22 protein-coding genes are annotated in these 24,466 nt (G+C 64.7%); 7 read left to right on the forward strand and 15 right to left on the reverse strand.

Annotation, left to right across the window (positions count from 1 at the left end; genetic code table 11):
• The 5 genes from AC0WRY_RS17560 to AC0WRY_RS17580 form a co-directional block, all read right to left on the reverse strand.
• Window positions 1–816 carry a hypothetical protein gene (locus AC0WRY_RS17560; protein ID WP_491120145.1) on the reverse strand — a complete coding sequence of 272 codons (816 nt, stop codon included), beginning with the start codon at window positions 814–816 and terminating at the stop codon, window positions 1–3.
• A gap of 81 nt (window positions 817–897) precedes the next feature.
• On the reverse strand, window positions 898–2,187 hold the full coding sequence (gene fsrB / locus AC0WRY_RS17565) for a siderophore utilization protein FsrB (protein ID WP_491120147.1): 1,290 nt from the start codon (window positions 2,185–2,187) through the stop codon (window positions 898–900).
• Between the two features lie 54 nt (window positions 2,188–2,241).
• Window positions 2,242–4,485, reverse strand: a complete 2,244-nt coding sequence (locus AC0WRY_RS17570) for a TonB-dependent siderophore receptor (protein WP_491120150.1) — start codon at window positions 4,483–4,485, stop codon at window positions 2,242–2,244.
• A gap of 334 nt (window positions 4,486–4,819) precedes the next feature.
• Window positions 4,820–6,814: a primary-amine oxidase gene (locus AC0WRY_RS17575; RefSeq protein WP_491123482.1), complete on the reverse strand. Its 1,995-nt coding sequence runs from the start codon at window positions 6,812–6,814 to the stop codon at window positions 4,820–4,822.
• A gap of 15 nt (window positions 6,815–6,829) precedes the next feature.
• Window positions 6,830–8,029, reverse strand: a complete 1,200-nt coding sequence (locus AC0WRY_RS17580; RefSeq protein ID WP_491120152.1) for a serine hydrolase domain-containing protein — start codon at window positions 8,027–8,029, stop codon at window positions 6,830–6,832.
• Between the two features lie 180 nt (window positions 8,030–8,209).
• On the opposite strand from AC0WRY_RS17580, the gene AC0WRY_RS17585 reads away from it, so the two are divergent.
• Window positions 8,210–9,199 carry a helix-turn-helix domain-containing protein gene (locus AC0WRY_RS17585; RefSeq protein ID WP_491120154.1) on the forward strand — a complete coding sequence of 330 codons (990 nt, stop codon included), beginning with the start codon at window positions 8,210–8,212 and terminating at the stop codon, window positions 9,197–9,199.
• Window positions 9,200–9,205: 6 nt separating this feature from the next.
• Here the strand turns inward: AC0WRY_RS17585 and AC0WRY_RS17590 are convergent, their stop codons facing one another.
• The 5 genes from AC0WRY_RS17590 to AC0WRY_RS17610 all read right to left on the reverse strand — a co-directional run bounded on the left by AC0WRY_RS17590 (window position 9,206) and on the right by AC0WRY_RS17610 (window position 14,429).
• Window positions 9,206–9,871 (reverse strand): methionine ABC transporter permease, encoded by a 666-nt coding sequence (locus tag AC0WRY_RS17590; RefSeq protein WP_194402094.1) that lies wholly within the window; start codon window positions 9,869–9,871, stop codon window positions 9,206–9,208.
• Window positions 9,861–11,012, reverse strand: a complete 1,152-nt coding sequence (locus tag AC0WRY_RS17595) for a methionine ABC transporter ATP-binding protein (RefSeq protein WP_491120156.1) — start codon at window positions 11,010–11,012, stop codon at window positions 9,861–9,863. The genes AC0WRY_RS17590 and AC0WRY_RS17595 overlap by 11 nt, the downstream gene beginning before the upstream one ends.
• Before the next feature lie 237 nt (window positions 11,013–11,249).
• The gene (locus AC0WRY_RS17600) at window positions 11,250–12,722 is read right to left on the reverse strand and encodes a DASS family sodium-coupled anion symporter (RefSeq protein WP_194402096.1); all 1,473 of its coding nucleotides are present in this window, start codon (window positions 12,720–12,722) and stop codon (window positions 11,250–11,252) included.
• A gap of 111 nt (window positions 12,723–12,833) precedes the next feature.
• Window positions 12,834–13,640 (reverse strand): enoyl-CoA hydratase/isomerase family protein, encoded by an 807-nt coding sequence (locus AC0WRY_RS17605; RefSeq protein ID WP_491120158.1) that lies wholly within the window; start codon window positions 13,638–13,640, stop codon window positions 12,834–12,836.
• A 30-nt stretch (window positions 13,641–13,670) separates the two neighbouring features.
• The gene (locus tag AC0WRY_RS17610; RefSeq protein ID WP_491120160.1) at window positions 13,671–14,429 is read right to left on the reverse strand and encodes a PA4824 family protein; all 759 of its coding nucleotides are present in this window, start codon (window positions 14,427–14,429) and stop codon (window positions 13,671–13,673) included.
• Between the two features lie 62 nt (window positions 14,430–14,491).
• On the opposite strand from AC0WRY_RS17610, the gene nthA reads away from it, so the two are divergent.
• Genes nthA through AC0WRY_RS17625 form a run of 3 tightly spaced genes read left to right on the forward strand, consistent with a single transcriptional unit; the run spans window position 14,492 to window position 16,154 of the window.
• Window positions 14,492–15,118 carry a nitrile hydratase subunit alpha gene (nthA, locus tag AC0WRY_RS17615; RefSeq protein WP_194402099.1) on the forward strand — a complete coding sequence of 209 codons (627 nt, stop codon included), beginning with the start codon at window positions 14,492–14,494 and terminating at the stop codon, window positions 15,116–15,118.
• Entirely contained in the window at window positions 15,115–15,774 is a 660-nt protein-coding gene (gene nthB, locus AC0WRY_RS17620) for a nitrile hydratase subunit beta (protein ID WP_194402100.1), read from the forward strand. The genes nthA and nthB overlap by 4 nt, the downstream gene beginning before the upstream one ends.
• Entirely contained in the window at window positions 15,774–16,154 is a 381-nt protein-coding gene (locus AC0WRY_RS17625) for a nitrile hydratase accessory protein (protein WP_194402101.1), read from the forward strand. Before nthB ends, AC0WRY_RS17625 begins: the two co-directional genes overlap by 1 nt.
• Before the next feature lie 161 nt (window positions 16,155–16,315).
• Here AC0WRY_RS17625 and queC read toward each other — a convergent pair whose 3' ends face one another.
• Window positions 16,316–17,029 carry a 7-cyano-7-deazaguanine synthase QueC gene (gene queC / locus AC0WRY_RS17630; RefSeq protein ID WP_194402102.1) on the reverse strand — a complete coding sequence of 238 codons (714 nt, stop codon included), beginning with the start codon at window positions 17,027–17,029 and terminating at the stop codon, window positions 16,316–16,318.
• 127 nt (window positions 17,030–17,156) lie between these two features.
• Between queC and mazG the strand changes: the two genes are divergently transcribed.
• Both mazG and AC0WRY_RS17640 read left to right on the forward strand, forming a co-directional pair.
• Window positions 17,157–17,975 (forward strand): nucleoside triphosphate pyrophosphohydrolase, encoded by an 819-nt coding sequence (gene mazG, locus AC0WRY_RS17635; protein ID WP_194402103.1) that lies wholly within the window; start codon window positions 17,157–17,159, stop codon window positions 17,973–17,975.
• 13 nt (window positions 17,976–17,988) lie between these two features.
• Complete coding sequence (locus tag AC0WRY_RS17640; RefSeq protein WP_194402104.1) at window positions 17,989–18,447, forward strand: GNAT family N-acetyltransferase; 459 nt, start codon at window positions 17,989–17,991, stop codon at window positions 18,445–18,447.
• Window positions 18,448–18,459: 12 nt separating this feature from the next.
• Here AC0WRY_RS17640 and hflX read toward each other — a convergent pair whose 3' ends face one another.
• The 4 genes from hflX to AC0WRY_RS17660 form a co-directional block, all read right to left on the reverse strand.
• Window positions 18,460–19,842, reverse strand: coding sequence for a GTPase HflX (hflX, locus tag AC0WRY_RS17645; protein ID WP_194402105.1), 1,383 nt, complete (start codon window positions 19,840–19,842; stop codon window positions 18,460–18,462).
• Between the two features lie 11 nt (window positions 19,843–19,853).
• Window positions 19,854–20,102: an RNA chaperone Hfq gene (hfq, locus tag AC0WRY_RS17650; protein WP_007591126.1), complete on the reverse strand. Its 249-nt coding sequence runs from the start codon at window positions 20,100–20,102 to the stop codon at window positions 19,854–19,856.
• Window positions 20,103–20,351: 249 nt separating this feature from the next.
• Complete coding sequence (ntrX, locus tag AC0WRY_RS17655; RefSeq protein ID WP_194402106.1) at window positions 20,352–21,722, reverse strand: nitrogen assimilation response regulator NtrX; 1,371 nt, start codon at window positions 21,720–21,722, stop codon at window positions 20,352–20,354.
• A gap of 17 nt (window positions 21,723–21,739) precedes the next feature.
• Window positions 21,740–24,127 (reverse strand): sensor histidine kinase, encoded by a 2,388-nt coding sequence (locus AC0WRY_RS17660; RefSeq protein WP_194402107.1) that lies wholly within the window; start codon window positions 24,125–24,127, stop codon window positions 21,740–21,742.
• A gap of 177 nt (window positions 24,128–24,304) precedes the next feature.
• Here AC0WRY_RS17660 and AC0WRY_RS17665 point away from each other — a divergent pair, with 177 nt between their 5' ends.
• Window positions 24,305–24,451, forward strand: coding sequence for a hypothetical protein (locus AC0WRY_RS17665; protein ID WP_194408500.1), 147 nt, complete (start codon window positions 24,305–24,307; stop codon window positions 24,449–24,451).
• Window positions 24,452–24,466 lie beyond the last annotated feature (15 nt).

The following is a 24,466-nucleotide window of genomic DNA, read 5'->3' on the forward strand; positions in this document are numbered from 1 at the left end:
CTATCGCGACAGCAACAGATCCAACTGGCCCTGTGCCTTTTTGACGGCCGCTGCGTACCAGCTCTGGCTTGGTGCTTCCTTGGCGAAGCATTTGGTGTAGGCGTCCATCGCCTGGTCTTCTTTGGCCATGGCGTCTTGCGGCGTTTTCCGGGCCATCATCTGCTTCCAGACTTTCTCGCAGGCCGGAATCTCGGACGTCTTGACGGCGTCGCTGTCGGCGAGGAAGAAGACCTTGTCAACCTGGATCGCGACGACGTCGATCTCACGCGGCGGCGCTTTCAGATCGCCATTGCCGCGCACGCCCAGCACCGCGGCCGCGACGCTCGCAGACGCCGGCTTGATGATCGGCAGCTCCGCATATTTGGCGAAGGCCGAGTCCTGAATTGCTTGATAGTAGAAGCGGTCGGACTTGAAGGCCCCACCGATCTCTTGCGGCATGCCGTCCTCCCGGTGCTCACCCAGCCAGTGCTTGAGCAGCCCCGTTGTGGTCACCACAGCCTGTCTCTTGTCGCCTTCGGAGGCGAAACCGAGACCGTCGAGATGGCCGAAGCCCGAGTCACCTTTGAACAGCGTGTCGGCGTTCGATTTGCCGTCCGCGGGCAGCCCCTTGATCGCGACCGGTCCGATAAGGCCGCGCAGCACGCCCGCCAGCTCCTTCAGGGCGGCCTCGTGCTGCTTGTAGATCTCCTCACTCTCCTTGGCTTTGGAGAACTTTGCGATGTAGCGATCGCGCAGGTCGAGATAGCGTTGCTCGGGCGTCGCCGCATGAACGGGCGTCGCCAGGACGAGCAGGCAGAGCAAGGCAAGCGATTTCATTCGACGTCCGGGGGCTTGGGAGCGGTCCCCATTGGTGGCGGCGCCAAGCCGGAAGGTTCATCCTCGGTCGGCGGGCGCGCCCTACTCCGCCGGCGTGAGTTGCCGATCGAGCCGCACCGCCGCAGTCTCACGAACCCGGACGCGGGCGCGGCGCTTGCGCCACCAGATCACGACGCCGGTGACCGAGAGCGCGGCAACCACGAGCCCCATGATCGAGATCAGGATGCGGCCGAACAGTCCGACGATGCGGCCCGAATGCAGCGGGAACTGGGCCTGGACGAAGATGTCGGCGGCGGTGCCGACCCAGGGCAGCCGTTCGCCGATGGGGCGGCCATCCTCGCTGTCGTAATAGAGCTGCGCCGGGCCGACGCCGCCGGCGCCGTGATCGTCGCCGGGGTGGAAGAAGGCGGCGGCATAGACACCATGAGCCGGGCCGTAATTGACCGAGCCGACTGGGATCGTCCAGCCTCGCGCCTTGCCGTCGGCCGCCGCGCGCGCGGCGATCTCGGCGAAGGTAACCTTGGGCTCGATGGGATTGTCGAGATCGCGATACGGCCGCTGCTCATAGGGCGTCGGCGTGTAGTTCGACACCATCTTCATCATCGGAGAGAACACCTCGAAATAGAGGTTCAGCGAGAACGCCGTGAAGGCGATGATGAAGAGCACGCCCCAGGTCCACAGGCTGAAGGCGCGATGGATGTCGAAATTGATCCGGTAGGCGCTGCCCGAGGTCTTGATGGTCCAGGCCGGCGCCCAGCGTGCCCAGAAGCCGCGCTCGAGCTGGCGCGTGACTTCAGGTGCCCGCACCACCTTGGTCCGGCGCCGCGAAGGCAGCGTCAGATAGAAGCCAACGAAGCTGTCGATCGTCCAGATGATGGCGATCACGCCGAGCAGGCGCATGCCCCAGCGATCGCTGCCCCAGAACTCCGGGATGTGCATCGTGTAGTGCAGCTTGTAGAGGAAGGAGACGAAATTCTCCCGCGTCACCGGCCACACAGCACCCCAATAGCGCCGGCCGAGTTCGGCGCCGGTGTTGGGATCGAGGAAGATCTGATTGTAGTCGAGCGCGTACCGCTTGCCGGTCGCGGGATCGATCCTGGGCATGACGAAGAACCAGAGCGAGTGGCCCTCCTCCGGCGTCATGAAGAGATAGACGACGCGCGCGCGGGGATCGCGTTGCTCGATCATCCTGGCGAGCTCGATCGAGGGGATGGCGGGCCCCTTGCTGGTGACGTCGAATAAATGGCTGTTCAGGACGTCGTCGATCTCATGGTCCCAGGAGATGATCGCGCCCGTGATGCCGGAGAAGAACAGGAATCCGGCCGTGAGCAGTCCCGCCCAGCGATGCAGCTTGCCGAATATCGCTCTCATCGTCTTGCACTCTCATCCGGCAGGTCCGGCTCGCTTTGCCGGCCCCTCTTCGGTTCACCAGCGGTAAGTCAGCTTGCCGATGGCTTTCCGTCCCTCGGCATACATGCAGCCCGACAGGCCGTAACAGGCGGCGACATAGCGCGTATCCGCCAGATTGGTGACGTTCACCGACAGGCGCCAATTGTCCCTGGTGTAGGCGAGGAGCGCATCCAGCACGGTGGCCGATCCCACCTTGAACGTGTTGGCATCGTCACCCCAGGTCGCGCCGACATAGCGAACGCCGCCGCCGAACTGCAGGCCCGGCAGCAGTCCGTTCTGAAGCGTGTAGTCGCTCCACAACGAGGCGCGGTTGAGCGGCACGGTGACGGGGGCCTTGCCGACATTGACCGGATCCTGCGTGACCATGGCATCGACATAGGCATAGGCCGCCCGCAGGTTCCAGCCGTCGGCGAGCGACATCGAGCCTTCAAGCTCGATGCCGCGCGACTTCACCTGCCCGATCTGTTCGTAAAAGGTCGTCGCAGGCACGTACACAGCGACGTTGTCACGCGTCAGGTCGAAGGCAGCGAGGGTGAACAGCGCGTTCCAGCCGAGCGGCTGATACTTGACGCCCACCTCGTACTGCGCGCCGGTCTCGGGATTGAGCATCTGTCCGGACGGACTTGTCGCGAGCTGCGGCAGGAACGACTCGGAATAGCTGAAATAGGGGGCGATGCCGTTGTCGAAATTGTACATCATTGCGGCGCGGCCGGTGAAGGCCGAGGCGTCCTTCGTGACTGATGTATCGGCAGGAGGCAGATTGGTGTCCAGCTGCGTCGTCACGAAATCCTGACGGCCCGCGAGCTGGAACGACAGCCGGCCGAGCTTGATCTGGTCCTGCGCATAGAGGCCGAGCTGCGACTGCTTCACGCCCTTGTTGTCGTAGAGGCCGCCCATGGCCCAGTCGTTGCTGTAGACCGGATTGAAGACGTTGATCTCCGGCGACGACGTCGTGACGGCAAAGGCGGCGTCGCGGAACGTGGTGTTGCGATAGTCGAGCCCGACCAGCGTGGTGTGGCTGAGAATGCCGGTGCTGAACTTGCCCTGGAGCTGGTTGTCCACCGCGAAGGAATTGATGTACGAGTTGCTGTAGCTGCCGAAACGCCCCAGCTGCCCCGCCGCCTCGTCGGTGTATCCGGTACCGTAGAAGGTCTTTTCCTCGTTGTGCTGGTAGGCGTAGCGCAGGTTCTGCCGGAACGTGATGTTGTCGGTGAAATTGTGCGACAGCTGATACCCGGCGGTTGCGATCTCGGTGTTGAACGCGTTGAAACCAGGCACGCCCGCGAAGAACGAGACCGGAATGGTGCGGCCGTTGTTCGGCCATACCGTGCCCGAGGCCGGCAGGAATTGCAGGCCCCACCCTGCCCGATCGCGCTGGTAGTTGGCGAGCAGGGTGATGGTGGTGTCCTCGTTCGGCTTGAAGGTGACGGCCGGTGCGATGAAGACGCGATTGTCCTTGGTGAAGTCGACCTGGGTTTCGCCGTCGCGAACGACGCCAGTCAGGCGCCACAGCACCGTGCCTTCCTTGTTGGCGGGTCCGCCCATGTCGAACTGGCCCTGGTAGCGGTTGAAGCTGCCGCCGGAGATCGAGACCTCGCCGAACTGCTGCGCGGTCGGCAGCTTGGTCACGTAGTTGAGGATGCCGCCGGTGCCGCTGCCGCCATACATCGCCGAGGACGGTCCCTTCAGCACTTCCAGACGCTCGGCGCCGTAGGGATCGAGGCCGTTGAAATGCACGTAATTGCTCGAAGGGATTCGCAGGCCATCGATGTAGAGGCCCGACATGGTCGTGTCGAAGCCGCGGATTTGGAGTGCGCCGAAGCGGGTATCGGAACCGCCATTGACGTCGCCGCTGACGCCGGCGGTGTACCGCAGCGCCTCGCCGATCGAGACCGCGCCCTGATTGCGGACCTGATCGGTGGTGACGACGGACACCGACTGCGGGGTTTCGATCAGCGGCGTATCCGTCTTGCTGGCGGTACCGCTGCGCGTGGCGACGAAGCCGCGCACAGGACCGTTGGCGCGTTCGCCCGTCGCGTCGTTCGATGATGCCGATTGCGTTGGCGCGGACTGCTGCGCGGGAGAGCGGCGATTGGCGCGCGAGGTCCGTGTTGCCGCCCTCTTCGACGACGCGATCGCCGCAGGACGGGCGCGCTGGGCCGGCGCATCGACAGTGACGGCGGGAATCTGCGTCTGCGCTTCCACGGAACTGACGGGAATAACGACGGAGAAGGTACTGACCGCTCCAAGCAAGAGCATCTGAATTTGTCGACGACGCGTATCCTCACGCGAAGAAAAGTGGAAGTCGGTCACGTCTTTCGAAGCCCCACGCACTGCCGGCTTTGCCGGTATCGTTCTTGATGTCCCGCCCTAACTCAGGCGGTTTGCGAGTGCGATAGGAACAGCGTTAGAATCTCTCCAGAGATGTCCGTAGCATGTGCGACCAATGCGCTCACGCGCGCTGCGGCGTCGCTTCTTTAGAATTGGAATATTTCCAGACTGGCGGCGGCAATCTGCACGAGACGGGCCGCACGCATGGCTGCATCGCGGTCAGCGTTGCGGCCGAAGCCAATGGCGCGCGAGTTACTGAATGTTACCCCGGGTCCGCGTGGCAACAGTTTGCGGCGGCGCCCTTTGCGCCCGCCAGCACGCTGCGGCTATTGCGGTCCGGCGGGATGTCGGCCGCCGCATTCGCCGCGAAAAATCCGGTCGGCTTCAGCGTGAAGCCGGCATATTCGACCGGCATGATCGGAAAATCCTCGGGCTTGCAGACATGGGTGTGGCCGAACGAATGCCACACCACGATGTCGGCGTTCTCGATGTTGCGGTTCTGCGCCGCATAGCGCGGCAGGCCGTCGCCGCCGGCATGGACGTTGGGATAGTCGCCGCTGGCGTATTTCTCGTCCCTGTCGAACGCGGTAACCCAGACATGCTTGGTGGCAAAGCCGCCGCGCCGGCGCACGTAGCTGCCCTCCTGCGCCAGCATCAGCGGGCTCGGATTGACCACGAGCTTGTAGGCGGGAGCATTGCCGACCGAGTTGGTCTCATTGGGATTGCTGATCTTCCAGAACCGGCCGGTCTCGCCGTTGGCGATGGCCGCGGCGTCGCGCTCGCGCGAGAGCACGCGCGTCGTGACATCGAAGACATTGCCGTGTGGATTGTCGTGGCCCCAAGGCCGCGGCACGAATTCGTGCTCCGTCACCGTGTTGCCGCCGCCATCGAGATCCATGTGCAGCCGAACGTTGAAGAAGTGTTGGTGCGTCGGCCCGCCGAGATTGTCGTCGACCATGCCGCCCCATTTGTACGTCTCGCCCGACGGCACGGCGGCGGTCTGGATGATGCCGGTGAGCTTGGTCTCCAACTGGATGGTGCCGTCCTGGTAGAGGTACCAATAGAAGCCATAGTCGTAATTGCCGACGGTCGCGAAGAACGAGATCACGAGCCGTCGGGATCTGCGGACCTCGAACAGGCCATTGCGGAACTCATAGTGCTTCCAGGCAATTCCATAATCTTCTTCGTGCATGCAGATCGCGTTCTGCATGACGAAAGGCTCGCCCTTGCTGTCGGCAGCCGGCACGTCGAAATAGTGGATGTTGCCGAGGCAATCGCAGCCGAGCTCGAGCGCATTGGCGAGCATGCCGAGGCCGTATTCGCCGGCATCGAACGCCGACTTCCAGAAATGATTGGCAGTCGGGTCGGCATAGGGCACCACCATCTCGGTGACGCTGGCGCGATGAATCAAGGAGCGTTTGCGCTCACCGTCCTGGTAAGCGAGCTGATGCAGCACCAGCCCTTCGCGCGGAGTGAAACCGACGCGGAAACTCCATTTCTGCCAGTCGACCTTCCAGCCCTCGACCTCAAAGCTCGTGCCTTCCGGCTGTTCGATGTTGAGCGGCTTGATACCGGTGCGCGGCTTTTCGAGGTCATGCGCGCCGTAATTTCGCTTCTTGCGCGGGATCGGCACGATCGGATCGTCGTCGGTGAGATCAATGACCTTACCGCCGATCAGGTCGACCACGGCGACCACCCCTTCGATCGGATGCGCATAGCCGTTGTCCTGGAGATGCTCGCGGAAATAGCTGACGGCGCGCACGATGCGGGCGCCGCGCTCGAACTCCTTGTCGAAGAAACCCGACGAAAATGGATCGACCTGGACGAGCTCGATATCCTTGTCGGAGAGTCCGCGGCGGACCATCGCCGCGCGCCAGGCGGGATCGGCCTTCACCACGGCCTCGCATTTGAAGAACTCTTCCAGCATCACCGGCGGCTGTCCGTACGGCGCTGCTCGGTTGGGAACGATATTGCGGTCGACGATCGCGCTGCGGCCGAGATCGATGATGTGCTCGATCGCCTCGCCCGTGGTGATGTCCAGGGTCAGCACGAAGGCGCAGCGTCCAGCTCCCCCGGTAGCCAGCTCCTGCTTGGTCGGCTCTTCCAGCCGCACCATCGGGAAGCGGCAGTTCTCCGGCGAAACTGCGGCGGCGCGCGCGAGCGTGCAGGCCGCGGTGATCTCTTCGGCCGTCAGCGGATCCAGCGGATGTGGCGCGACAGCTTGGGCTGACGGTTTGGACGTGACGGTGCCGAGCATGAGGACGTCCATGATTCAGCGCGGGGCGAGATGCGCAGTGATGGCGTTGAAGGCGGCAAACCAGCGCTGGTCGATCGGAACGTCCATCGCTTTCGGCTGCGTGGCGAGCTTGGCGATGACGGTGTCCGAGTCCAGGTCGACATAGAGCAACTGGCCATGAATGCCGATCGCAGTGATCGCGTTGCGGGTCGGATCGATCGTGAACCATTTGCTACGGTAGCGCGCGCCCGGGAAGAATTCGGCGAGGTCGCCGTCGGCCCAGGCCTTGGGATCGCCGTTCTCTCTGATGTCGTCGATCCACCAGCCCGGCACCACCTGCCGTCCCCCCTCGACCACGCCGCGGCAGCGGATCATCTCGCCGAAGCGGATGAGATCGCGGGCCGTGACCGACAGGCCGCCCGCGATGCGGCCCATGCCGTGGCTGTCGAGAGTCAGCGAGCCGTCCTCCTCCGCGCCCAGGGGCTGCCAGAGATATTCGGAGAGGATGGACTGGTAGGGCACGCCGCAGGCACGTTCATAGACCCAGCCGAGCACTTCGGTATTGGGCGAGACATAGTGGAACACCTTGCCGTGCGGCTTGCCGGTGCCGCGCAAGGTCGTGAGATAGGCGCGCTGATGACCTGGCTCGACGCCCGGCGGCGGCACGTCCCAGCCGGAGGAGAATCGGTAGCGCGCGACGTCGCCGGCGGGATCCTCGTAATCCTCCTCGAACTTGATGGCGACGGCCATGTCGAGCAGGTTGCGGACAGTGCAGCCCGCATAGACCGAGGTCTCCAGCTCCGGCACATAGCGCACCACCCTCGCCTCGGGATCGAGCGATCCGCGCGCGGCCAAAATGCCGCCGAGGGTGCCGGCGACCGCCTTGCTGATCGAGCAGATCAGATGCGGTGTGGTCGCGCTCATGCCATCGCCATACCATTCGTGAACCAGCGTGCCCCGGTGCATCACGAGCAGCGTGTCGGCGAAAGTTTCGCGTAATGTCGCCGCGATCGTGGTCGGCGTGCCGTCGGGCGAGGTGAAGCCGATCATGCTCAGCTCGCGCGGCGCGCTGGTGATCGGGCTCGGGTGGGCCGAGCGGCGAACCTCGGCCGTCGGCAACACTTCGCGGGTGTGGGTGAAACCCCAGCGGATCGCCGGGAAGCTGCGCCAGTTGGCGCGCGTCACCTGGGCCTCTGGCGCTGGCGGGCTGCCACGCATGATCTCGGTCGGCCGCATGTCGATCCTCCGCGAAGCCTCGCCCCGCGATGGTGTTGGGACGGTGAGCGAGAAGACTGCACCGGGGCGGTATCGGACGTTATCGAGATCCGGCAATATTTTGCTGGACACGGGCGATGGTCATGCCAGTCTTGCCCTAGGTCCTTGCCGGACTTTGCCGCCAAATTTCGAAATCCTGTCATGACCTTGCGCGCAACTCTTCCGATTCAAGACTCGGCTGTCAGCCTGTTCCAGGCCAGCAGCACGGACGTCGATGAGCATTGCGCCAGCCTCGGCCGCTGGCGGTTGAGCTACGACCAGATCAGTGCCGGGGCGTTTCGCGGCAGCTTCACTCAACTCTCCCTGCCCCATGTCGAAGTATTCCGCGAAATCACCAGCCAGCAGGTCCGGCAGTACGGTCAGCTGGGCGCTGACAGCTTTGGTATCGGCCTGTCCTGGCACGGCGACGGCGAGGTCAATTGCAACGGCGCCAGCGTTGCAGGCGCCCAGGTCATCGCCTGCGTCGACGCCGAAGTCGATATGTGCACGCCGAAGGCGTTCGAGCTGCGTGGCATCGTTGCCAGCGCGGCGCTGATCTCGGAGCTTGCCGCCCGGCTCGAGATCGAGCTGCCGCGCACTGTCTGGCACCAATTGCAGATGGTCGAAATGGCGGAAGCTCCGGTCGTGCGGCTGCGCTCGCACCTCGCCGCCATTCAAGAGACGATCGCGACCGCTCCGGAAAGGTTCAGCGATCCGGCAGCCAGGCAGGCGCTTGAAGACGCCCTTCTCGTCGAGATCATGGACATGCTGCCAACGGCGCGAACCAGCGATCCCGGGCGCAGCGCTGCCGCGCGGCGGCGAACCGTCGATCGCGCCCGGGAGCTGATGCATGGCAGCGGTGCTCGTTCACTTTCGCTGCTGGAGGTCTGCAAGGCCGTCGGCGCCAGCCCGCGCAAACTCGGTTATTGCTTCCAAGAGGTGCTGGGCACGAGTCCGATGCATTACTGGCGCGCGATGCGGCTGAACCGCGTGCGGCGCGAGCTGAAGCGCGCCGGCGGCGCTGGGAGATCCATCTACGACGCTGCCGTGCAGCACGGATTCTGGCACTTCAGCCAGTTCTCGCTCGACTATAAGCGCCACTTCTCCGAGCTACCCTCGGAGACGCTACGTCGGACAAGACGAGCCGTGTGATCCGGCTCAGTGGTGCCGCAGCCGGCGGTTGACCCGGCGCGCCAGATAGTCGCCCGCGCTCTGCACGAGCTGCACCAATGCGATCAGCACGACGACGACGGCGAGCATCATTTCGGGCATGAAGCGCTGATAGCCGTAGCGGATGCCGAGATCCCCCAAGCCCCCGCCGCCGACCGCGCCCACCATGGCGGAATAGCCGAGCAGGCTGACCACTGCGAGCGTCAGCGCCAACAGAAGTCCCGGCAGCGCCTCGGGGATCAGCACCTTGAACACGATCTGCATCGGCGAGGCGCCGAACGAGGACGCGGTCTCGATCAGGCCGCCATCGACTTCGCGGATCGCAGCTTCCACGAGGCGCGCGATGAACGGCGCCGACGCGATGGTCAGCGGCACGATCGCCGCGGTCGATCCGATCGAGGTTCCGGCAACGAGGCGCGTGAACGGGATGATGGCGACGACCAGGATGATGAAAGGCGTCGACCGCGTCGCGTTGACGATGATGCCGAGCACGCGATTGACGATCGGAGCCGCGAACAGCTCCCCTTTCCGGCTGGTCGCGAGGAAGACGCCGAGCGGCAGGCCGAAGACGGTGCCGAGCAGTGCGGCGATGCCGACCATGTACAGGCTCTCGAAGGTCGCCTGGATGATCAGGTTGATGAGTTCAGGCGACATAGCCGAGATGCTCCGCCGGGAATTGATGTTGAGAGAGCCAGGCAAGAACTCGCGCCGGCACGTCGTCGCGGCCAGGACTACCGAGGGGTATGCCGAGAACGAGCGAGCCGACATGCTGGCCGCCGATCTCGTCGATGCGCGCCGACAGCAGCGACATGTCGAGGCCGAGCTCGCGGGCGAGCCGCGCCACCAGCGTGTCGCCGGCCCCTGCCCCGCGCACCTGGACGCGGATCACGGCCTGCCCGCCGGCAGGCGGCTCCGCCACGATCCGGCTCGCCAGCGAGACCGGCAGGCTGTCGCCGACCACCTCGGCCAGGAAGGACTGCGTGATCGGATGTTTCGGATGGGTGAAGATGTCGGCGACGTGACCGCTCTCGACGACATGGCCGGCGTCGAGCACCACGACGTCCCTGGCGAGCTGGCGCACCACGGACATTTCGTGGGTGATCAGCACGATGGTCACTCCGAGCTCGCGGTTGATGTTCGCGAGCAGGTCGAGGATCGCACGCGTCGTCTGCGGATCGAGCGCGGAGGTCGCCTCGTCCGACAAGAGCACGCTCGGCCGCGTCGCCAGCGCGCGGGCGATGCCGATGCGCTGCTTCTGGCCGCCGGAGAGTTCGGAAGGATAGCGGTCATGCTTGTCTGCGATGCCGACCAGCGCGAGCAGCTCGGTCACGCGCGCCTTGATGTCGGCCTTGGCCCAACCGGCGATCTCCAGCGGCAGCGCGATGTTGTCGGCGGCGGTGCGCGACGACAGCAGGTTGAAATGCTGGAAGATCATGCCGATCGAGCGCTGCGCCAGCCGCAGCTCGCGGCCCGTCAGCGCCGAGATATCGCGGCCATCCACGATCACGCGGCCCGCGGTCGGCTTCTCCAGCCCGTTGATGAGCCGCACCAGGCTCGACTTGCCGGCGCCGGAGCGGCCTATCACGCCGGTAATGGAACCGCGTGGAATGGCAAAATCGATGTTTTGTAGTGCGTTGACGCCAGACTTGCCGCGATAGGCCGGATAGGTCTTCGAGATGCCGGCGAAACGGACCATCGCGTCCGGCTCAGGCGCGGGATGCGATATCGCTTGAGCTGGCGCAATCGGCTGTCCGACGGCGAGCGATTGGTGAGCGTTCATGGAGACGGCCTTCATGCACAATAGTTCTTTCGCTCGCCGGAAAAGGCAAACGAAAGCCGGGTCGCATCAGCGACGAGGGGGAGGAACAGCAGCAAACGCCTCAAAGGGGCACGCGCTGCACCGCAGCACGTACCATCGCCTTTTCCAGTCTTTCTTGCAATGTCAGATATTTGCGAGGAGATGGACGAAGATTCCCCAATCCCTGTCTGGAGAAGAATATTCCTCCGCCCTGGGGGCTGCCTCCAGCCCGGCTCACCCCATCCGCAGCCAGGGCAACACGATCAGCAACAGCCCGGCGAAATAGAGCAGCCCGAAGATCAGGCCAAAGCCCCAGAACTGGCCCTTCCCGATATAGCCGCTGCCGAAATACATCGGCGCAGGTCCGGTCGCATAAGGCGAGATAACGCCCATAAGGCCGAGCGAGTACATGCAGAGCATCGCAAGTGTAGTGACTGGCAGGTCGGGAATGCCCGATCCGACCGCGAGCACCACGGGCAGCACGGCGGCGGCATGCGAGGTGATGCTCGAGAAGAAATAGTGGATCCAGAAGAACAGCGCGACCAGCAGCAGCATCGCGGTCGACGGCGATAGTCCGGCGAGCGGTTTTGCGTATTCGGTCGCGAACCATTTGATGAAGCCGATCTCGTTGAGGCCGGAGGCCAGCGTCAGCAGCGAGGTGAAATAGAAGAACACCTCCCAGGCGCTCTTCTCGCTGACGATGTCGGCAAATTCGATCACGCCGGTCACCAGCATCAGGGAGATCACGATGAACACGACAGTGGTGGCGTTGACGAAGTTCGAGCCGAGCACGGGCACGTGGATGTCCGGGCTCGATCCCGCGATCCACAGGAACATCGCGAGCACGATCAGGCCAAGCATGATCCACTCGTTGCGCGACATCGGGCCCATCGTCTGGAGCTCTTTCGCCGCCCATTCGGAAATCTCCGGGCTGCGCTTCACCTCGGGCCGGCAAACGAGATAGCTGAGCAGCGGCACGAGCACCATCAGGAGGATGCCGAGCGGCGCGAAGCCGAGGAACCACTGGCCCCAGCTGACCTCGACCCCGACCGTCTTCTTGGCAATCGCCAGCGCCGCCGCGTTCGGCGCGAGCGCAGTGAAGAACAGCGAGCTCGTGACTGCGGTCGCGGCAAAGGCCGTCCACATCACATAGGTGCCGATCCTGCCGGCGGTCGGCCCCGGTTCGGAGCCATAGATGCGCGGGATGTTGCTGATGATGGGATAGACGATGCCGCCGCTGCGCGCGGTGTTCGACGGCGTTGCCGGCGCCAGCAGGAAATCCGACATCGCCACGGCATAACCGAGGCCGAGCGTGTTGCGGCCGAGCTTTTGCACCAGCACCAATGCGATGCGTCGGCCGAGCTGGCTCTTGCGATAGCCGATCGAGAACACGAAGGCGCCGACGATCAACCAGACCGTGCTCTCGGCAAAGCCTGCCAGCATCCAGCGCAGCGATTTGCCGGGATCGGGATCGATATAGCCGGCGACGCCCGCGACCGTCAGGCCGATGAAGCCGACTGCGCCGACCGGCATCGATTCCAGGATGAGCCCGGTGATGACGGCCGCGAACACCGCGAAATAGTGCCACTGATTGACGTTGAGCCCGGTAGGCGCCGGCCACAGATAGATCACCAGCCACACCGCGAGCGGTGCGACCAGTTTCCAGCGAAATCCTGTTGCCTCAGGCGCCTGCGAATTGGCGGTCATGGGCCCTCCCCTCTGATGTCGTCACCCGTGCGGCTCGTTGGCCGAGCCTGCTCTTGTCCCAATGCGGCGTATACGGACTGTCGGGGATGCGATCAATGGCCTGGCAAAGATCTATCGCCCCTTGAAGCGCGGCTTGCGGCGGCCCAGGAACGCCTCGACGCCCTCCTTGTGATCCTCGCTGAGACTGGCGAGCGCGAACTGGTCGACGTCCATATGGCTGGCGAGATCGTCCAGCGCATGCGCGAGCCGGTTGACGGTGAGCTTCGTCATCGCGACCGAGAGCGGCGGCTGCGCGGCGACCTTGCGGGCGAGCTCCATGGCGGAATCGAAAGCATGGCCGGGATCGGTCACCTGTTCCACCAGGCCCCACTCATGGGCCTCGTCCGCCGAGATGCGCTGATCGGCAAGGATCACCGCCTGCTTGGTGCGGGCGGGCCCCATCAGATGCAGCATGCGCGGAATGCTCTGCCAGCTCATGTTCATGCCGAGCCCGATCTCAGGCACGCGCAAGTGCGCATCGCGTCCCATGATGCGGAAGTCGAGCGCCACGGCCAGCGCGACGCCGCCGCCGACACAAAAGCCCTCGATCGCCGCGATCGTGATCTGCTCCATCTCCTGCCAGGCATGGGTGAGGCGCGGCCCGAGCTTGAGATGCCGCCGCAGCGCGCCGAGATCCATGTCCTTGCGCGAGCGTCCCTCGGCATCCTTGAGGTCGAAGCCGGCGCTGAATGCGCCCGAGCTGCCGGTCAGGACCACGACGGAGGTTGTCGCGTCGTCTTCAAAACTGCTCGCGGCCGCCGTAAGCTGCCGCAGCGCTTCGGGCGACAGCGCGTTGATGCCGTCATGGCGGTCGAACCGCACGATGGCGATCCGCCCCTCCGGCCCATGCCCCTTCTCGATCGTCACATAATTGGTCAACGGAAGTTCCCCTTTTCTTGTTGCTCTTGATCACAGATGTCCGGTGCGCCGGTGCTCCGGCTCACTGCCCTCGACCGGAAACCGGATCGTCGTACCGATGGTGATCCAGTTGGCGTTCTCGCCGCTGATGTTGCGGCCGTAGATCACGTCGATGGAAAATATCTCGCCCGGCCGGTAGCGGACACCGGTTTGCAGCCGCGGTTGCACGACGCTCGCGACCTCGGACGCGCCGGCCTGGCCATACGCCTCGATCGTCCACTGCAACGTGTCGGTGAACTTCCAGTCGAAGCCGACGCCATAGGTGAAGTAATGGCGGTCCACGGTGCGATCCCAGAGCCAGCCGCCATTGACGTTGATGCGCATGGTCTCCGACAGGCGGAAGGTCGCGGGGATGACCGCAAAGGCGCTCAGCGTCTCGCCGGTCGCCGCGTCGAACGATCCTCCGCCATAGGCCGACAACCCCCACCGTCCGATGCCCGTGGGGATGAAATTCGTTTTGGCTTTGGGCGCTATGGTCGTGCTCCAGTCGCCGTCGCTGCGGGCGCGGATGGTCTGGAGGCTCAGCTCGATCGGCCTGAAGGGGTCGACCACACAGGAGGGATTGGCGACCGCCGAAAAATCGGTGTTCGTCGCGGCCGACATCCAGCTCTCGACCTTGCAGGAGCCGACCTCGGAGATGTCGGCGGCATCGACCGCATAAGCGCCATTCGCAGCACGCGCATCATGCGCCGCGCATGTCATGAGAGCCGCGATTGCGGCGGTTATTGCGGTTCGTACGGCCCAGCCCATGGGGCGATGTTAGCAGAGTCTCCGCCTCGACAAGGCCCGGATTCTGGGGCTATCTTTGCGCCATGAGCGAGCATCATCACGACCACGATCACGACCATTCCGAGCTGTCGGAGACCGAGCTGCGCGTCCGCGCGCTCGAGACGATTCTGACCGAAAAGGGGTATGTCGAGCCGGCCGCGCTCGACGCCATCATCCAGGCCTACGAGACCAAGATCGGCCCGCACAACGGCGCGCGCGTCGTCGCCAAGGCCTGGAGCGATCCGGCGTTCAAGAAGGCGCTGCTGGAGGACGGCTCGAAGGCGATCGGCACGCTCGGCCATGTCAGCCGCGTCGGCGATCATCTCGTCGTGGTCGAGAACACGCCTGGGCGACACAACATGGTCGTGTGCACGCTGTGCTCCTGCTATCCCTGGGAAATGCTGGGGCTGCCGCCGGTCTGGTACAAGGCCGCGCCCTACCGCTCGCGCGCCGTGAAGGACCCGCGCGGCGTGCTCGCCGATTTCGACGTCACCCTGCCCAAGGACATGGAGATCCAGGTCTGGGATTCCACCGCCGAGACGCGCTTCCTGGTGCTGCCGATGCGCCCCGAGGGCACCGAGGGCTGGAGCGAAGAACAACTCGCCGAGCTCGTCACGCGCGATTCCATGATCGGCACGGGCTTTCCCAGGACGCCGGGAGCGCGGTCGTGAACGGCGTGCACGACATGGGCGGCATGGACGGCTTCGGCAAGGTCGAGGCTGAGCCGAACGAGCCTGTCTTCCACGAGGAATGGGAGTCCCGCGTCCTCGCCATGGTACGCGCGATGGGCGCGGCCGGCGCCTTCAACATCGACACCTCGCGCTTCTACCGCGAGACGCTGCCGCCAGACGTGTATCTGTCGAGCTCCTATTACAAGAAATGGTTTCTCGGGCTCGAGGAGATGCTGATCGAGAAGGGCTACCTCACGAGGGAGGAGGTCGCCGCCGGCCATGCGATGCAGCCCGCAAAGGCGCTCAAGCACGGCAAGTTCGACCTCACGCAGGTCGAGCGCATCATGGTCCGCGGCAAGTTCGCCCGCCCTGCCCCAGCGCCCGCGAAATTCGAGATCGGCGATCGCGTACGCGCCAAGAACATCCATCCGACCACGCACACGCGGCTGCCCCGCTATGTGCGCGGCCATGTCGGAATCGTCGAGCTGAACCATGGCTGCCACGTGTTTCCGGATACGGCGGCGATGGAGCGCGGCGAGCATCCGCAATGGCTTTACACGGTCGTGTTCGAAGCCCGCGACCTCTGGGGCGATGACGGCGATCCCACGCTGAGGGTCTCGATCGACGCCTTCGAGCCCTATCTGGACCCGGCGTGATGAGCAGCACGGCAGCGGCGGCCGCAACGGCCGCCATTCCGAGCATTCCGCGCGATGACGACGGCCCGGTGTTCCGCGCTCCCTGGGAGGCGCATGCGTTCGCCATGGCGTTGACACTGCACGAGCGCGGCGTGTTCACCTGGCCGGAATGGGCAGCCGCCTTGGCTTCCGAGATCAAGCGCGCGCAGGCGGCCGGCGATCCCGATACGGGCGAGACCTACTATCTGCACTGGCTCGCCACGCTGGAGGGCCTCGTCTCAAGCAAAGGCGTCGCATCCGTGGAGACGCTGCACCGCTATCGCGATGCCTGGGACCACGCGGCGGACCGCACGCCGCACGGCAAGCCGATCGAGCTGAGGCCGGAGGATTTTACAGGGTAGTCGGTTCGGGCGTGGCGCGAGCGCTGCTTCCTCGACCACAGCTGTCATCACCCGCGAAGGCGGGTGATCCAGTATTCCAGAGACGCTTGTGGGATGCGGAGAGCCGCGGCGTACTGGATTCCCCGCCTTCGCGGAGAATGACAGTGAGGATCGGAGCGCCATCAGCGCCCCGCCGCAAACTCCCGCCACCCCTTCGCCCGCAGGCTGCACGCCGGGCATTCGCCGCAGCCATAGCCCCACTCGTGCCGCGCGCCGCGCGTCCCGAGATAGCAGGTGTGCGACTGCTCGCGGATCAGGTCGACCAGCCCGTCGCCGCCGAGATCCTGCGCCAGTTGCCACGTTGCGGCCTTGTCGATCCACATCAGCGGTGTATGCAGCTCGAACTTGCGCGCCATGCCGAGCGACAGCGCCGCCTGCATGGCGCGGATGGTCTCGTCGCGGCAATCGGGATAGCCGGAATAATCCGTCTCGCACATGCCGCCGACGATGTGGGTGATGCCCCGGCGATACGCCAGCGCCGCAGCAAACGTCAGAAACACCAGATTGCGGCCCGGCACGAAAGTGTTCGGCAACCCGTCGGCACCCATCGCGATGGCGACATCGCGCGTCAGCGCCGTCTCGGACACGGCCGCCAGCGTCGGGATCGACAGCGTATGGTTCTCGCCGAGCTTTGCGGCCCAGTCCGCGCGGAGCGCCTTCACGCCGTCGAATAGCCGTTCGCGGCAATCGAGCTCGACGGCGTGGCGCTGGCCGTAGTCGAACCCCAGCGTCTCCACCCGCGCAAAGCGACTCAGCGCCCAGGCGAGGCAGGTGGTGGAATCCTGGCCGCCGGAGAACAGCACCAAAGCGGTTTGTGATGAAAATGCGTCGCTCATGGCCCGCGCTTTAGCACTGTGGAACGTCTCAGCCAATCGGTGGAAATCGGCCTGTTCCGCCGCGCCCGGCTGGGAACGGCGCCCTGCTTTTGGCATAAGGTTTCGGAGCCAGGAGAGACGCCCCGCAATGACCCCTTCCCGCGACATTTCCCGCCTGATCGAGATCATGGCGGCGCTGCGCACGCCGGTGACCGGCTGCCCCTGGGACCTCGAGCAGAATTTTGCGACGATCGCGCCCTACACGATCGAGGAAGCCTATGAGGTGGTGGAGGCCATCACCCGCGGCGATCTCGACGATTTGCGCGAGGAGCTCGGCGATCTGCTGCTGCAGGTCGTGTTCCACGCCCAGATGGCGTCGGAGCAGAATGCGTTTGCTTTTGGAGACGTCGTCGAGGCCATCACGCGAAAAATGATCCGGCGTCACCCGCACGTCTTCGCCGACAAGGATGGCAATCTCGCCTCGCATCACGTCAAGGAAGTCTGGGATCGCATCAAGGCCGAAGAGAAAGCCGAGCGCGCCGCGCGCCGCCCGCCGGAGGACGTGCCGGCGCACAGATCGCTGCTGTCGGGCGTCAAGGCCGGCCAGCCGGCGCTGACCCGCGCCATGGAGCTGCAGCGCAAGGCCTCCACCGTCGGCTTCGACTGGAATGACCCGCGCGCGGTGCTGGCGAAGATCCGTGAGGAAGCGGACGAGATCGAGGCCGCGCTCGACCGTGGCGACAGGCAGGAGATCGCGGAGGAGACCGGCGATCTGATGTTCGCGCTGGTCAACCTCGCCCGCCATGTCGACGCGGACCCGGAAAGCGCCCTGCGCGCGACAAACGCCAAGTTCGAAAGGCGCTTTGCCTATATCGAGCGCGCGCTGGAGACGCAGGGACGCACCCTCGGGCAGGCATCGCTGACGGAGATGGATGCGCTATGGAATGAAGCGAAGACGGCGACGTGATGGAAGGCATGCCATGGAAATCAGGCAAGACGATCCGAAGGCGCGACATGTGGCCGATTTGTTGGCGCATCACCTGGAAGAGCTCCGCAGCGTCATGGGCGAGCATGCGCAGGCGCTCGATGCAAGCGGCTTGTCGGCTCCGACTGTGACGTTCTGGACGGCCTGGCAGAACGATGCGCTGGCTGGCTTCGGTGCGCTGAAGCAATTGGACGAGATGCACGGCGAAGTGAAGTCGATGCGGGCCGCGCCCACCACGCGCGGGACCGGGGTCGGTCGCGCAATCCTGCTCCACATCGTTGCAGAGGCCCGCAAGCGAGGCTATGCGCGTCTCAGCCTGGAAACCGGCACGGCGTCGCTTCATGCGCCGGCCGTTTCACTCTATCGTAGCGTCGGCTTCGCAAATTGCGGACCGTTTGCCGATTATCAGGCGAGCCCGCATAACCAGTTCATGAGCCTCGACCTCGCAAATTGATCGGATCGTAGCTCAGGCCGACAGGCGCGGCACGGCATCGAACCTCGACACCACGATGTCCCGCTTGGTCTCGTCCACGCGCACGGTCATGTCGAAGCGGCCGTCGTGCAGCTCTTTCGACAGCACCTCGGCATTGCGATGCAGCCAGCTGATGCCGGCGCCGTCGGCGGCGTCGATGGAGAGGTCGAGGGTGGTGCGCTTTGCGGCAAGGCGTTCCTCGATCGCGGCGAGCAATGCGTCGACGCCCTCGCCCGACACCGCCGAGACCAGCATGGCCGGATGATCCTCCGGCCGGCGTGCGGCGATGTTCAAGAGCTCTTCGCGCTGCTCGGCATCGTAACGGTCGATCTTGTTCCAGACCTCGATGATGCGGCCGGAGTCGTCTGGGTTGATGCCGAGTTGGCGCAGCACTGCGTCGACGTCGCTCTGCTGGGCCTCGGCATCTTCATGCGAGATGTCGCGCACGTGGAGAATGACGTCGGCTTCCAGCACCTCCTCCAGCGTGGCACGGAAGGCGGCAACGAGTTGCGTCGGCAGATTGGAGATGAAACCGACCGTATCCGACAGCATCGCCTTGCCGCCATGCGGCAGGTTGAGCGCGCGCAAGGTGGGATCGAGCGTCGCGAACAGCATGTCGGCCGCCTGCACGTCGGCGCGGGTCAGGCGGTTGAACAGCGTCGACTTGCCGGCATTGGTGTAGCCCACCAGCGCAACGACGCGGTACGGCACGCGCTGACGGCCCGCGCGATGCAGCCGCCGCGTCGCCTGCACCTTCTTCAGTTCGCTCTCGAGCTTGGAGATGCGCTCCTGGATCAGGCGGCGGTCTGCTTCGATCTGCGTCTCACCGGGGCCGCCCATGAAACCGAAGCCGCCGCGCTGGCGCTCCAGATGGGTCCATGAGCGCACCAGGCGCGAGCGCTGATAGTTGAGATGGGCGAGCTCGACCTGGAGCGAGCCCTCCTTGGTCTTGGCGCGGCGGCCGAAGATCTCCAGAATGAGCCCGGTGCGGTCCAGCACCTTGGCGTGCAGTTCTTTTTCGAGATTGCGCTGCTGGATCGGCGCCAGCGCGCAATCCATCACAACCAGCTCGACATCGAGGGTCTTGATCAGGCCGGCGATCTCCTCGACCTTGCCCTTGCCGATATAGGTGGCGGGGCGGATCTGGCTGACCGGCGCGATGATGGCGTCGGCAACGACGAGATCGATCGCACGCGCGAGGCCCGCGGCTTCATCGAGCCGGGCCTCGGCGTCGCGCTGAACATGACTCTCTGATTGCGCGTCGGCACCGCCCGCGCGCACACGCAAGTAGGGGCCGATGACAAGCACCCGCCCCGTTTGCTTAGCCCCTGCCGACCGCGGACGGTCGGCATCCCCGTCGAAATTCCGGGGTTCCAATCAGATCACTCTCAAGCCGGCTGATCCTCGCCGCCTTCGAACAGCTGGATCGGAGCACCCGGCATGATGGTCGAGATCGCATGCTTGTAGACGAGCTGCGAATGACCGTCGCGCCGAAGCAGCAAACAGAAATTGTCGAACCAGGTCACGATGCCCTGGAGCTTCACTCCGTTGACCAGAAAGATCGTCAGTGGCGTCTTGGTTTTGCGAACGTGATTAAGGAAGGTGTCCTGCAGGTTTTGTGCGCGGTCTGCCGCCATTGTTTTTTTCTCGCTTTGAGTTTCTTTTTATTGCGCCGGTTGCGACCCTCTTTGTGAGGTTCGGGGCCTCTCCCGGTTGCCGTTCCCTCATGAGATCCCCCTCGGAAGGAACAGCTGTGCGATTAGAGGACAGGTGGACCTATTAGGCAAGCCGCTTCACGCGGCAAGGCACGTCCTATTGCCCCGAAAAACTACGGAAATCGATGATTTTCCTGACCTATCCCAGAGCCGTAAACACAGCACTCGGCGTTAGCCGACACCGAGCGCCTTCAGCTTTCGATGCAGCGCCGACCGTTCCATGCCAACGAACTCGGCCGTGCGAGAAATATTTCCTGAAAAACGGCTGATCTGTGCAATCAAATAGTCGCGCTCGAACACTTCGCGTGCCTCACGCAGCGGCAGGCCCATGATGTGCTCGCCGTTGTTGCTGGTCGGCATCGCCGGCACCATGGAGCCGACGTCCTGCGGCAGCATGTCGGCCGTGATGATGACCTCGGGCCCGCCCGCCGCCAGAATCATGACTCTCTCAACGTTGTTGCGGAGCTGGCGCACATTGCCCGGCCAGACATGCGATTGCAGCACCGCCATCGCGTCCTGCCCGATCTGCCGCTTGGGCAGACCGCTGCCGGCCGAGATCTGCTCCATGAAATAGTCGATCAATTCCGGGATGTCCTCGCGCCGTTCCGAGAGCGCGGGCACGCGGATCGGCACCACCGAAAGCCGGTGATAGAGATCCTCGCGGAAGTGGCCGGCCGCGATCTCTTCTTCGAGATTGCGCGCGGTCGACGAGATGATGCGCACGTCGACCTGCACCTTGGCCGTGCCGCCGACGCGCTGGAATGACTGCTCCACCAGCACGCGCAGGATCTTGTTCTGGGTCTCGCGCGGCATGTCCGCGATCTCGTCGATGAACAGCGTGCCGCCATGGGCCTCTTCGAGCGCGCCCGGCTTGCGCGCGTGCTCGCCGTTGGACTGCTCGACGCCGAACAGCTCGTGCTCCATCCGCTCGGGCGTGATCGCAGCGGCGTTGATGACGACGAACGGGCCGTCGGCGCGGCCCGAGGCCGTGTGCAGCGTTCGTGCGGTCAGCTCCTTGCCGGCGCCGGCGGGGCCGACGATCAGGATGCGGCTGTTCGCCTTGGCCGCGCGCTCGATGGTCTGGCGCAGCTGGTTCATGCTGGGCGAGCGGCCGACGAGCTGGCTGGCGCTCGGCGCGAGCTGCTTGAGCTCCTTGACCTCACGCTTGAGCCGCGAGTTCTCGAGCGCTCTGGTCGCGACCAGGATCAAACGGTCGGCCTTGAACGGCTTCTCGATGAAGTCGTAGGCGCCGCGCTTGATCGCCGCGACCGCGGTCTCGATATTGCCGTGGCCCGAGATCATCACGACCGGCAAATCGGCATTGTCCTTCTTGACCTGCTCCAGCAGCTGCAAGCCATCGAGCTTGGAGCCCTGCAGCCAGATGTCGAGGAACACCAAATGCGGCCTGCGGTTGGCAATTTCAGCCAGCGCGGAGTCGCTGTCGCGCGCAGTTCGCGTGACGAAACCCTCGTCCTCGAGAATGCCCGCAACGAGATCCCGAATATCGGCCTCATCATCGACAATCAGAATTTCACTTGCCATGGGTCGCGCCTGTCTTGTCAGCTGCCTGTGGGGGCTTCGATTTTCGGTGAATCATTGGTCTTTTCAGCGGGCTCTTTGGTTTCGAGCGCCGGCTCTTTTGTTTCCGGCGCCGCGTCTTTCGCCGGCTCCGTCGCCGCTTTGGCGATTTCCGTGGCCGCGCGCGCCTGCTCGGCTCCGTCGGCCTTCGCCGGCTGCCCGGAGATCGCAAAGCGCATCCGCATCCAGGCACCGCGCTGGCCCTCGCGGAATTCGGAGGCATCTTTCAGCTCGATGCGTCCGCCATGGTCTTCCAGCACGCGGCCGACGATCGCAAGACCAAGGCCGGTGCCCTTGGCCCGGGTCGTGACGTAGGGTTCGAGCAGCCGCGAGCGCGCGACCTTGGGCAGGCCGATGCCGTTGTCGATCACGTCGATCAGCACGTCATCGCCCTCGCGGGAGACTACGACATCGATACGGCCTTTGCCGAGCTCTTCCGCCGGAACCTGCTCGATCGCCTCGGTGGCGTTCTTGACGATGTTGGTGACCGCCTGGGAGATCAGCCGCCGGTCGAACTGGGCCCGGAGCGGGTCCTGCTTGAAATCGGCCTCGATATCGATCTCGGGATGGGCGACCTTCATCAGGAACACCGCCTGCCGCACGGCGTCGGCGACGTCCTCGCCCTCCATCACCGGTTTCGGCATGCGGGCGAAGCGCGAGAACTCGTCGACCATGCGCCTGATGTCGTCGACCTGGCGCACGATGGTGTCGGTGCACTGTTCGAAGATCTGCTTGTCCTTGGCCTCGGTGATGTCCTTGCCGAACTTGCGGCGGATCCGCTCGGCCGAGAGCTGGATCGGCGTCAGGGGATTCTTGATCTCGTGGGCGATGCGCCGCGCCACGTCGCCCCAGGCCGAGGTGCGCTGCGCCGAAACCAGCTCGGTGATGTCGTCGAGCGTGATGATGTAGCTGTCGTGCGGCTGGTTCTTCTCGGCGCTGACCCGGACCGACAGATTGCGCTCCTGCCCGTCGCGGGTGATCGTGATCTGGCCCTGCACCAGGCGCTGGGTGCCTTCCCGCGCCGCCTTCATCATCTCGTCGAGCTCGGGCAGCACGTCGGAGAGCGGGTGGCCGAGCGTCTCGGATTCGGCGTGACCGATCAGCTTCTCGGCCGAGCGGTTCAATATGCCGACGCTGCCGGAGGCATCGACGCCGATGATGCCTGCGCTCGCCGAGGACAGCACGGCCTCGATGAAGCGGCGGCGGCTGTCGATGAGATCGCTGGCATTGACGAGCTCGTCGCGCTGGCTGCGCAATTCCTGCGTCATCTTGTTGAAGGTCTGGCCAAGCTGGGCGAGATCGCCTTCCGACTGGTGCACGGGCACCTGGACGTGGAGATCGCCGGTCGAGACCGTGTGGGCCGCGTTCATCAGCCGCCGGATCGGCGAGACCAGCGAGTTGGCGAAGTTGAGGCCGATCAGCACCGAGGCCATCAGGATGGTCAGCGCGATCACGGCAAACATCAGCGCGAAGGCGACCTGGATACCGAGCCGACGCGACTCGATCTGGGCATATTCGGCGACGCTGACCTCGGTCTGCTTGAGCTGATTGACGACATTCGGATCGAGGGGGCGGGCGACATAGAGGAAGGTGTCGTTGAACGCGCGCAACCGGATCACCGCAGCGACGAAGCTCGCGTCCGGCAGCACCGCGATCTCAGGCTCGTTCTCGTTGACGTTGCTGAGGAAGTCGGGCGCGGGCGGCGAATAAGCGAGCCGCATGCCGGTGTCGGCGGATTCCAGGATGTTGGTGTTCTTGTCGATGATCATCGCGCCCGGCAGATTGCGCGAGCCGGCGCTGGCGGTGAGCAGCTCACGAAACGAGCGGCGATCCTGGTCGTAGAGCGGCCTTGCATGCGCGATGTCGTTCGCCATGCCGAGAATGTCGCCACGGATCAGCTGGGCATGATCCTGCATATAGGCCCGCGCGATCGTCAGCGAGTTCTGGATCACCTCCCTGGTCGGCCCGGAGAAAAGCCGGTCGAGGCCGCGCTCGATGGTGACGTTGGCGACGACGGCGACCAGCACCGCCGGCAGCACCGCCACGATCGAGAACAGGCTGACGATCTGGACATGGAGGCGCGCCGCTGCCCTGCCCCGCCGCCGCGCCAGGATCAGCTGCCAGAGCTCGCGGATGATGATGCCCACCAGCAGCAGGATCGTGGCCGCGTTGGTCAGGTAGATCGAGCGGACCACCGCCGGCGTCGGCTCGATCGTGGTAAGGCCGGTCAGAACCAGGAAGGTCAGGAAAGCCGAGAGCAGCGCCAGCACCACGGCAAACGGCGCCAGCCAGCGCCGTGCCGACCAACGCCGGGGCTCATCCGCTGGGGCCGTGTCAAAGTGTGCGGCCGAGGTATCTGCGCTGGTCATTCCGGCAATGGTGGTGCTGAAAACGGGTCCGCGGGCGCGCGGATACTGATGTATTCGTACCACATTGTTGCCGAATTGCGACAATTGCGAGGCGTCTACAGCGGGGCGGAGCGCCACATCCACAGGTCAATGGCGGATTAGGGGGAACGGACTCCCGCCGTCCCGGCTTGACCCGGCATGGATAGATTTTTTCTCGCGATCATGGTCTCGGCCGTCCTGCTGCTGATCGTGGCCTCTGACCTGCTGGTCAATGGCCCCGACCTGCAGGAGCCGCCGGCGAATGTCGCCAGCCTGATGCCAGCATCGGGCCGCCTGGTCCGCTAGGTGCGACGCCGCGCC

It is taken from the genome of Bradyrhizobium sp. T-12, assembly GCF_058314695.1.

Bases quoted from the DNA above. Each gene is read 5' to 3' on its own strand.
- AC0WRY_RS17560 (WP_491120145.1), bottom strand. From the start codon at position 816: ATGAAATCGCTTGCCTTGCTCTGCCTGCTCGTCCTGGCGACGCCCGTT.
- fsrB (WP_491120147.1), bottom strand. From the start codon at position 2,187: ATGAGAGCGATATTCGGCAAGCTGCATCGCTGGGCGGGACTGCTCACG.
- AC0WRY_RS17570 (WP_491120150.1), bottom strand. From the start codon at position 4,485: ATGCTCTTGCTTGGAGCGGTCAGTACCTTCTCCGTCGTTATTCCCGTC.
- AC0WRY_RS17575 (WP_491123482.1), bottom strand. From the start codon at position 6,814: ATGCTCGGCACCGTCACGTCCAAACCGTCAGCCCAAGCTGTCGCGCCA.
- AC0WRY_RS17580 (WP_491120152.1), bottom strand. From the start codon at position 8,029: ATGCGGCCGACCGAGATCATGCGTGGCAGCCCGCCAGCGCCAGAGGCC.
- AC0WRY_RS17585 (WP_491120154.1), top strand. From the start codon at position 8,210: ATGACCTTGCGCGCAACTCTTCCGATTCAAGACTCGGCTGTCAGCCTG.
- AC0WRY_RS17590 (WP_194402094.1), bottom strand. From the start codon at position 9,871: ATGTCGCCTGAACTCATCAACCTGATCATCCAGGCGACCTTCGAGAGC.
- AC0WRY_RS17595 (WP_491120156.1), bottom strand. From the start codon at position 11,012: ATGAAGGCCGTCTCCATGAACGCTCACCAATCGCTCGCCGTCGGACAG.
- AC0WRY_RS17600 (WP_194402096.1), bottom strand. From the start codon at position 12,722: ATGACCGCCAATTCGCAGGCGCCTGAGGCAACAGGATTTCGCTGGAAA.
- AC0WRY_RS17610 (WP_491120160.1), bottom strand. From the start codon at position 14,429: ATGGGCTGGGCCGTACGAACCGCAATAACCGCCGCAATCGCGGCTCTC.
- nthA (WP_194402099.1), top strand. From the start codon at position 14,492: ATGAGCGAGCATCATCACGACCACGATCACGACCATTCCGAGCTGTCG.
- AC0WRY_RS17625 (WP_194402101.1), top strand. From the start codon at position 15,774: ATGAGCAGCACGGCAGCGGCGGCCGCAACGGCCGCCATTCCGAGCATT.
- queC (WP_194402102.1), bottom strand. From the start codon at position 17,029: ATGAGCGACGCATTTTCATCACAAACCGCTTTGGTGCTGTTCTCCGGC.
- mazG (WP_194402103.1), top strand. From the start codon at position 17,157: ATGACCCCTTCCCGCGACATTTCCCGCCTGATCGAGATCATGGCGGCG.
- AC0WRY_RS17640 (WP_194402104.1), top strand. From the start codon at position 17,989: ATGGAAATCAGGCAAGACGATCCGAAGGCGCGACATGTGGCCGATTTG.
- hfq (WP_007591126.1), bottom strand. From the start codon at position 20,102: ATGGCGGCAGACCGCGCACAAAACCTGCAGGACACCTTCCTTAATCAC.
- ntrX (WP_194402106.1), bottom strand. From the start codon at position 21,722: ATGGCAAGTGAAATTCTGATTGTCGATGATGAGGCCGATATTCGGGAT.
- AC0WRY_RS17660 (WP_194402107.1), bottom strand. From the start codon at position 24,127: ATGACCAGCGCAGATACCTCGGCCGCACACTTTGACACGGCCCCAGCG.
- AC0WRY_RS17665 (WP_194408500.1), top strand. From the start codon at position 24,305: ATGGATAGATTTTTTCTCGCGATCATGGTCTCGGCCGTCCTGCTGCTG.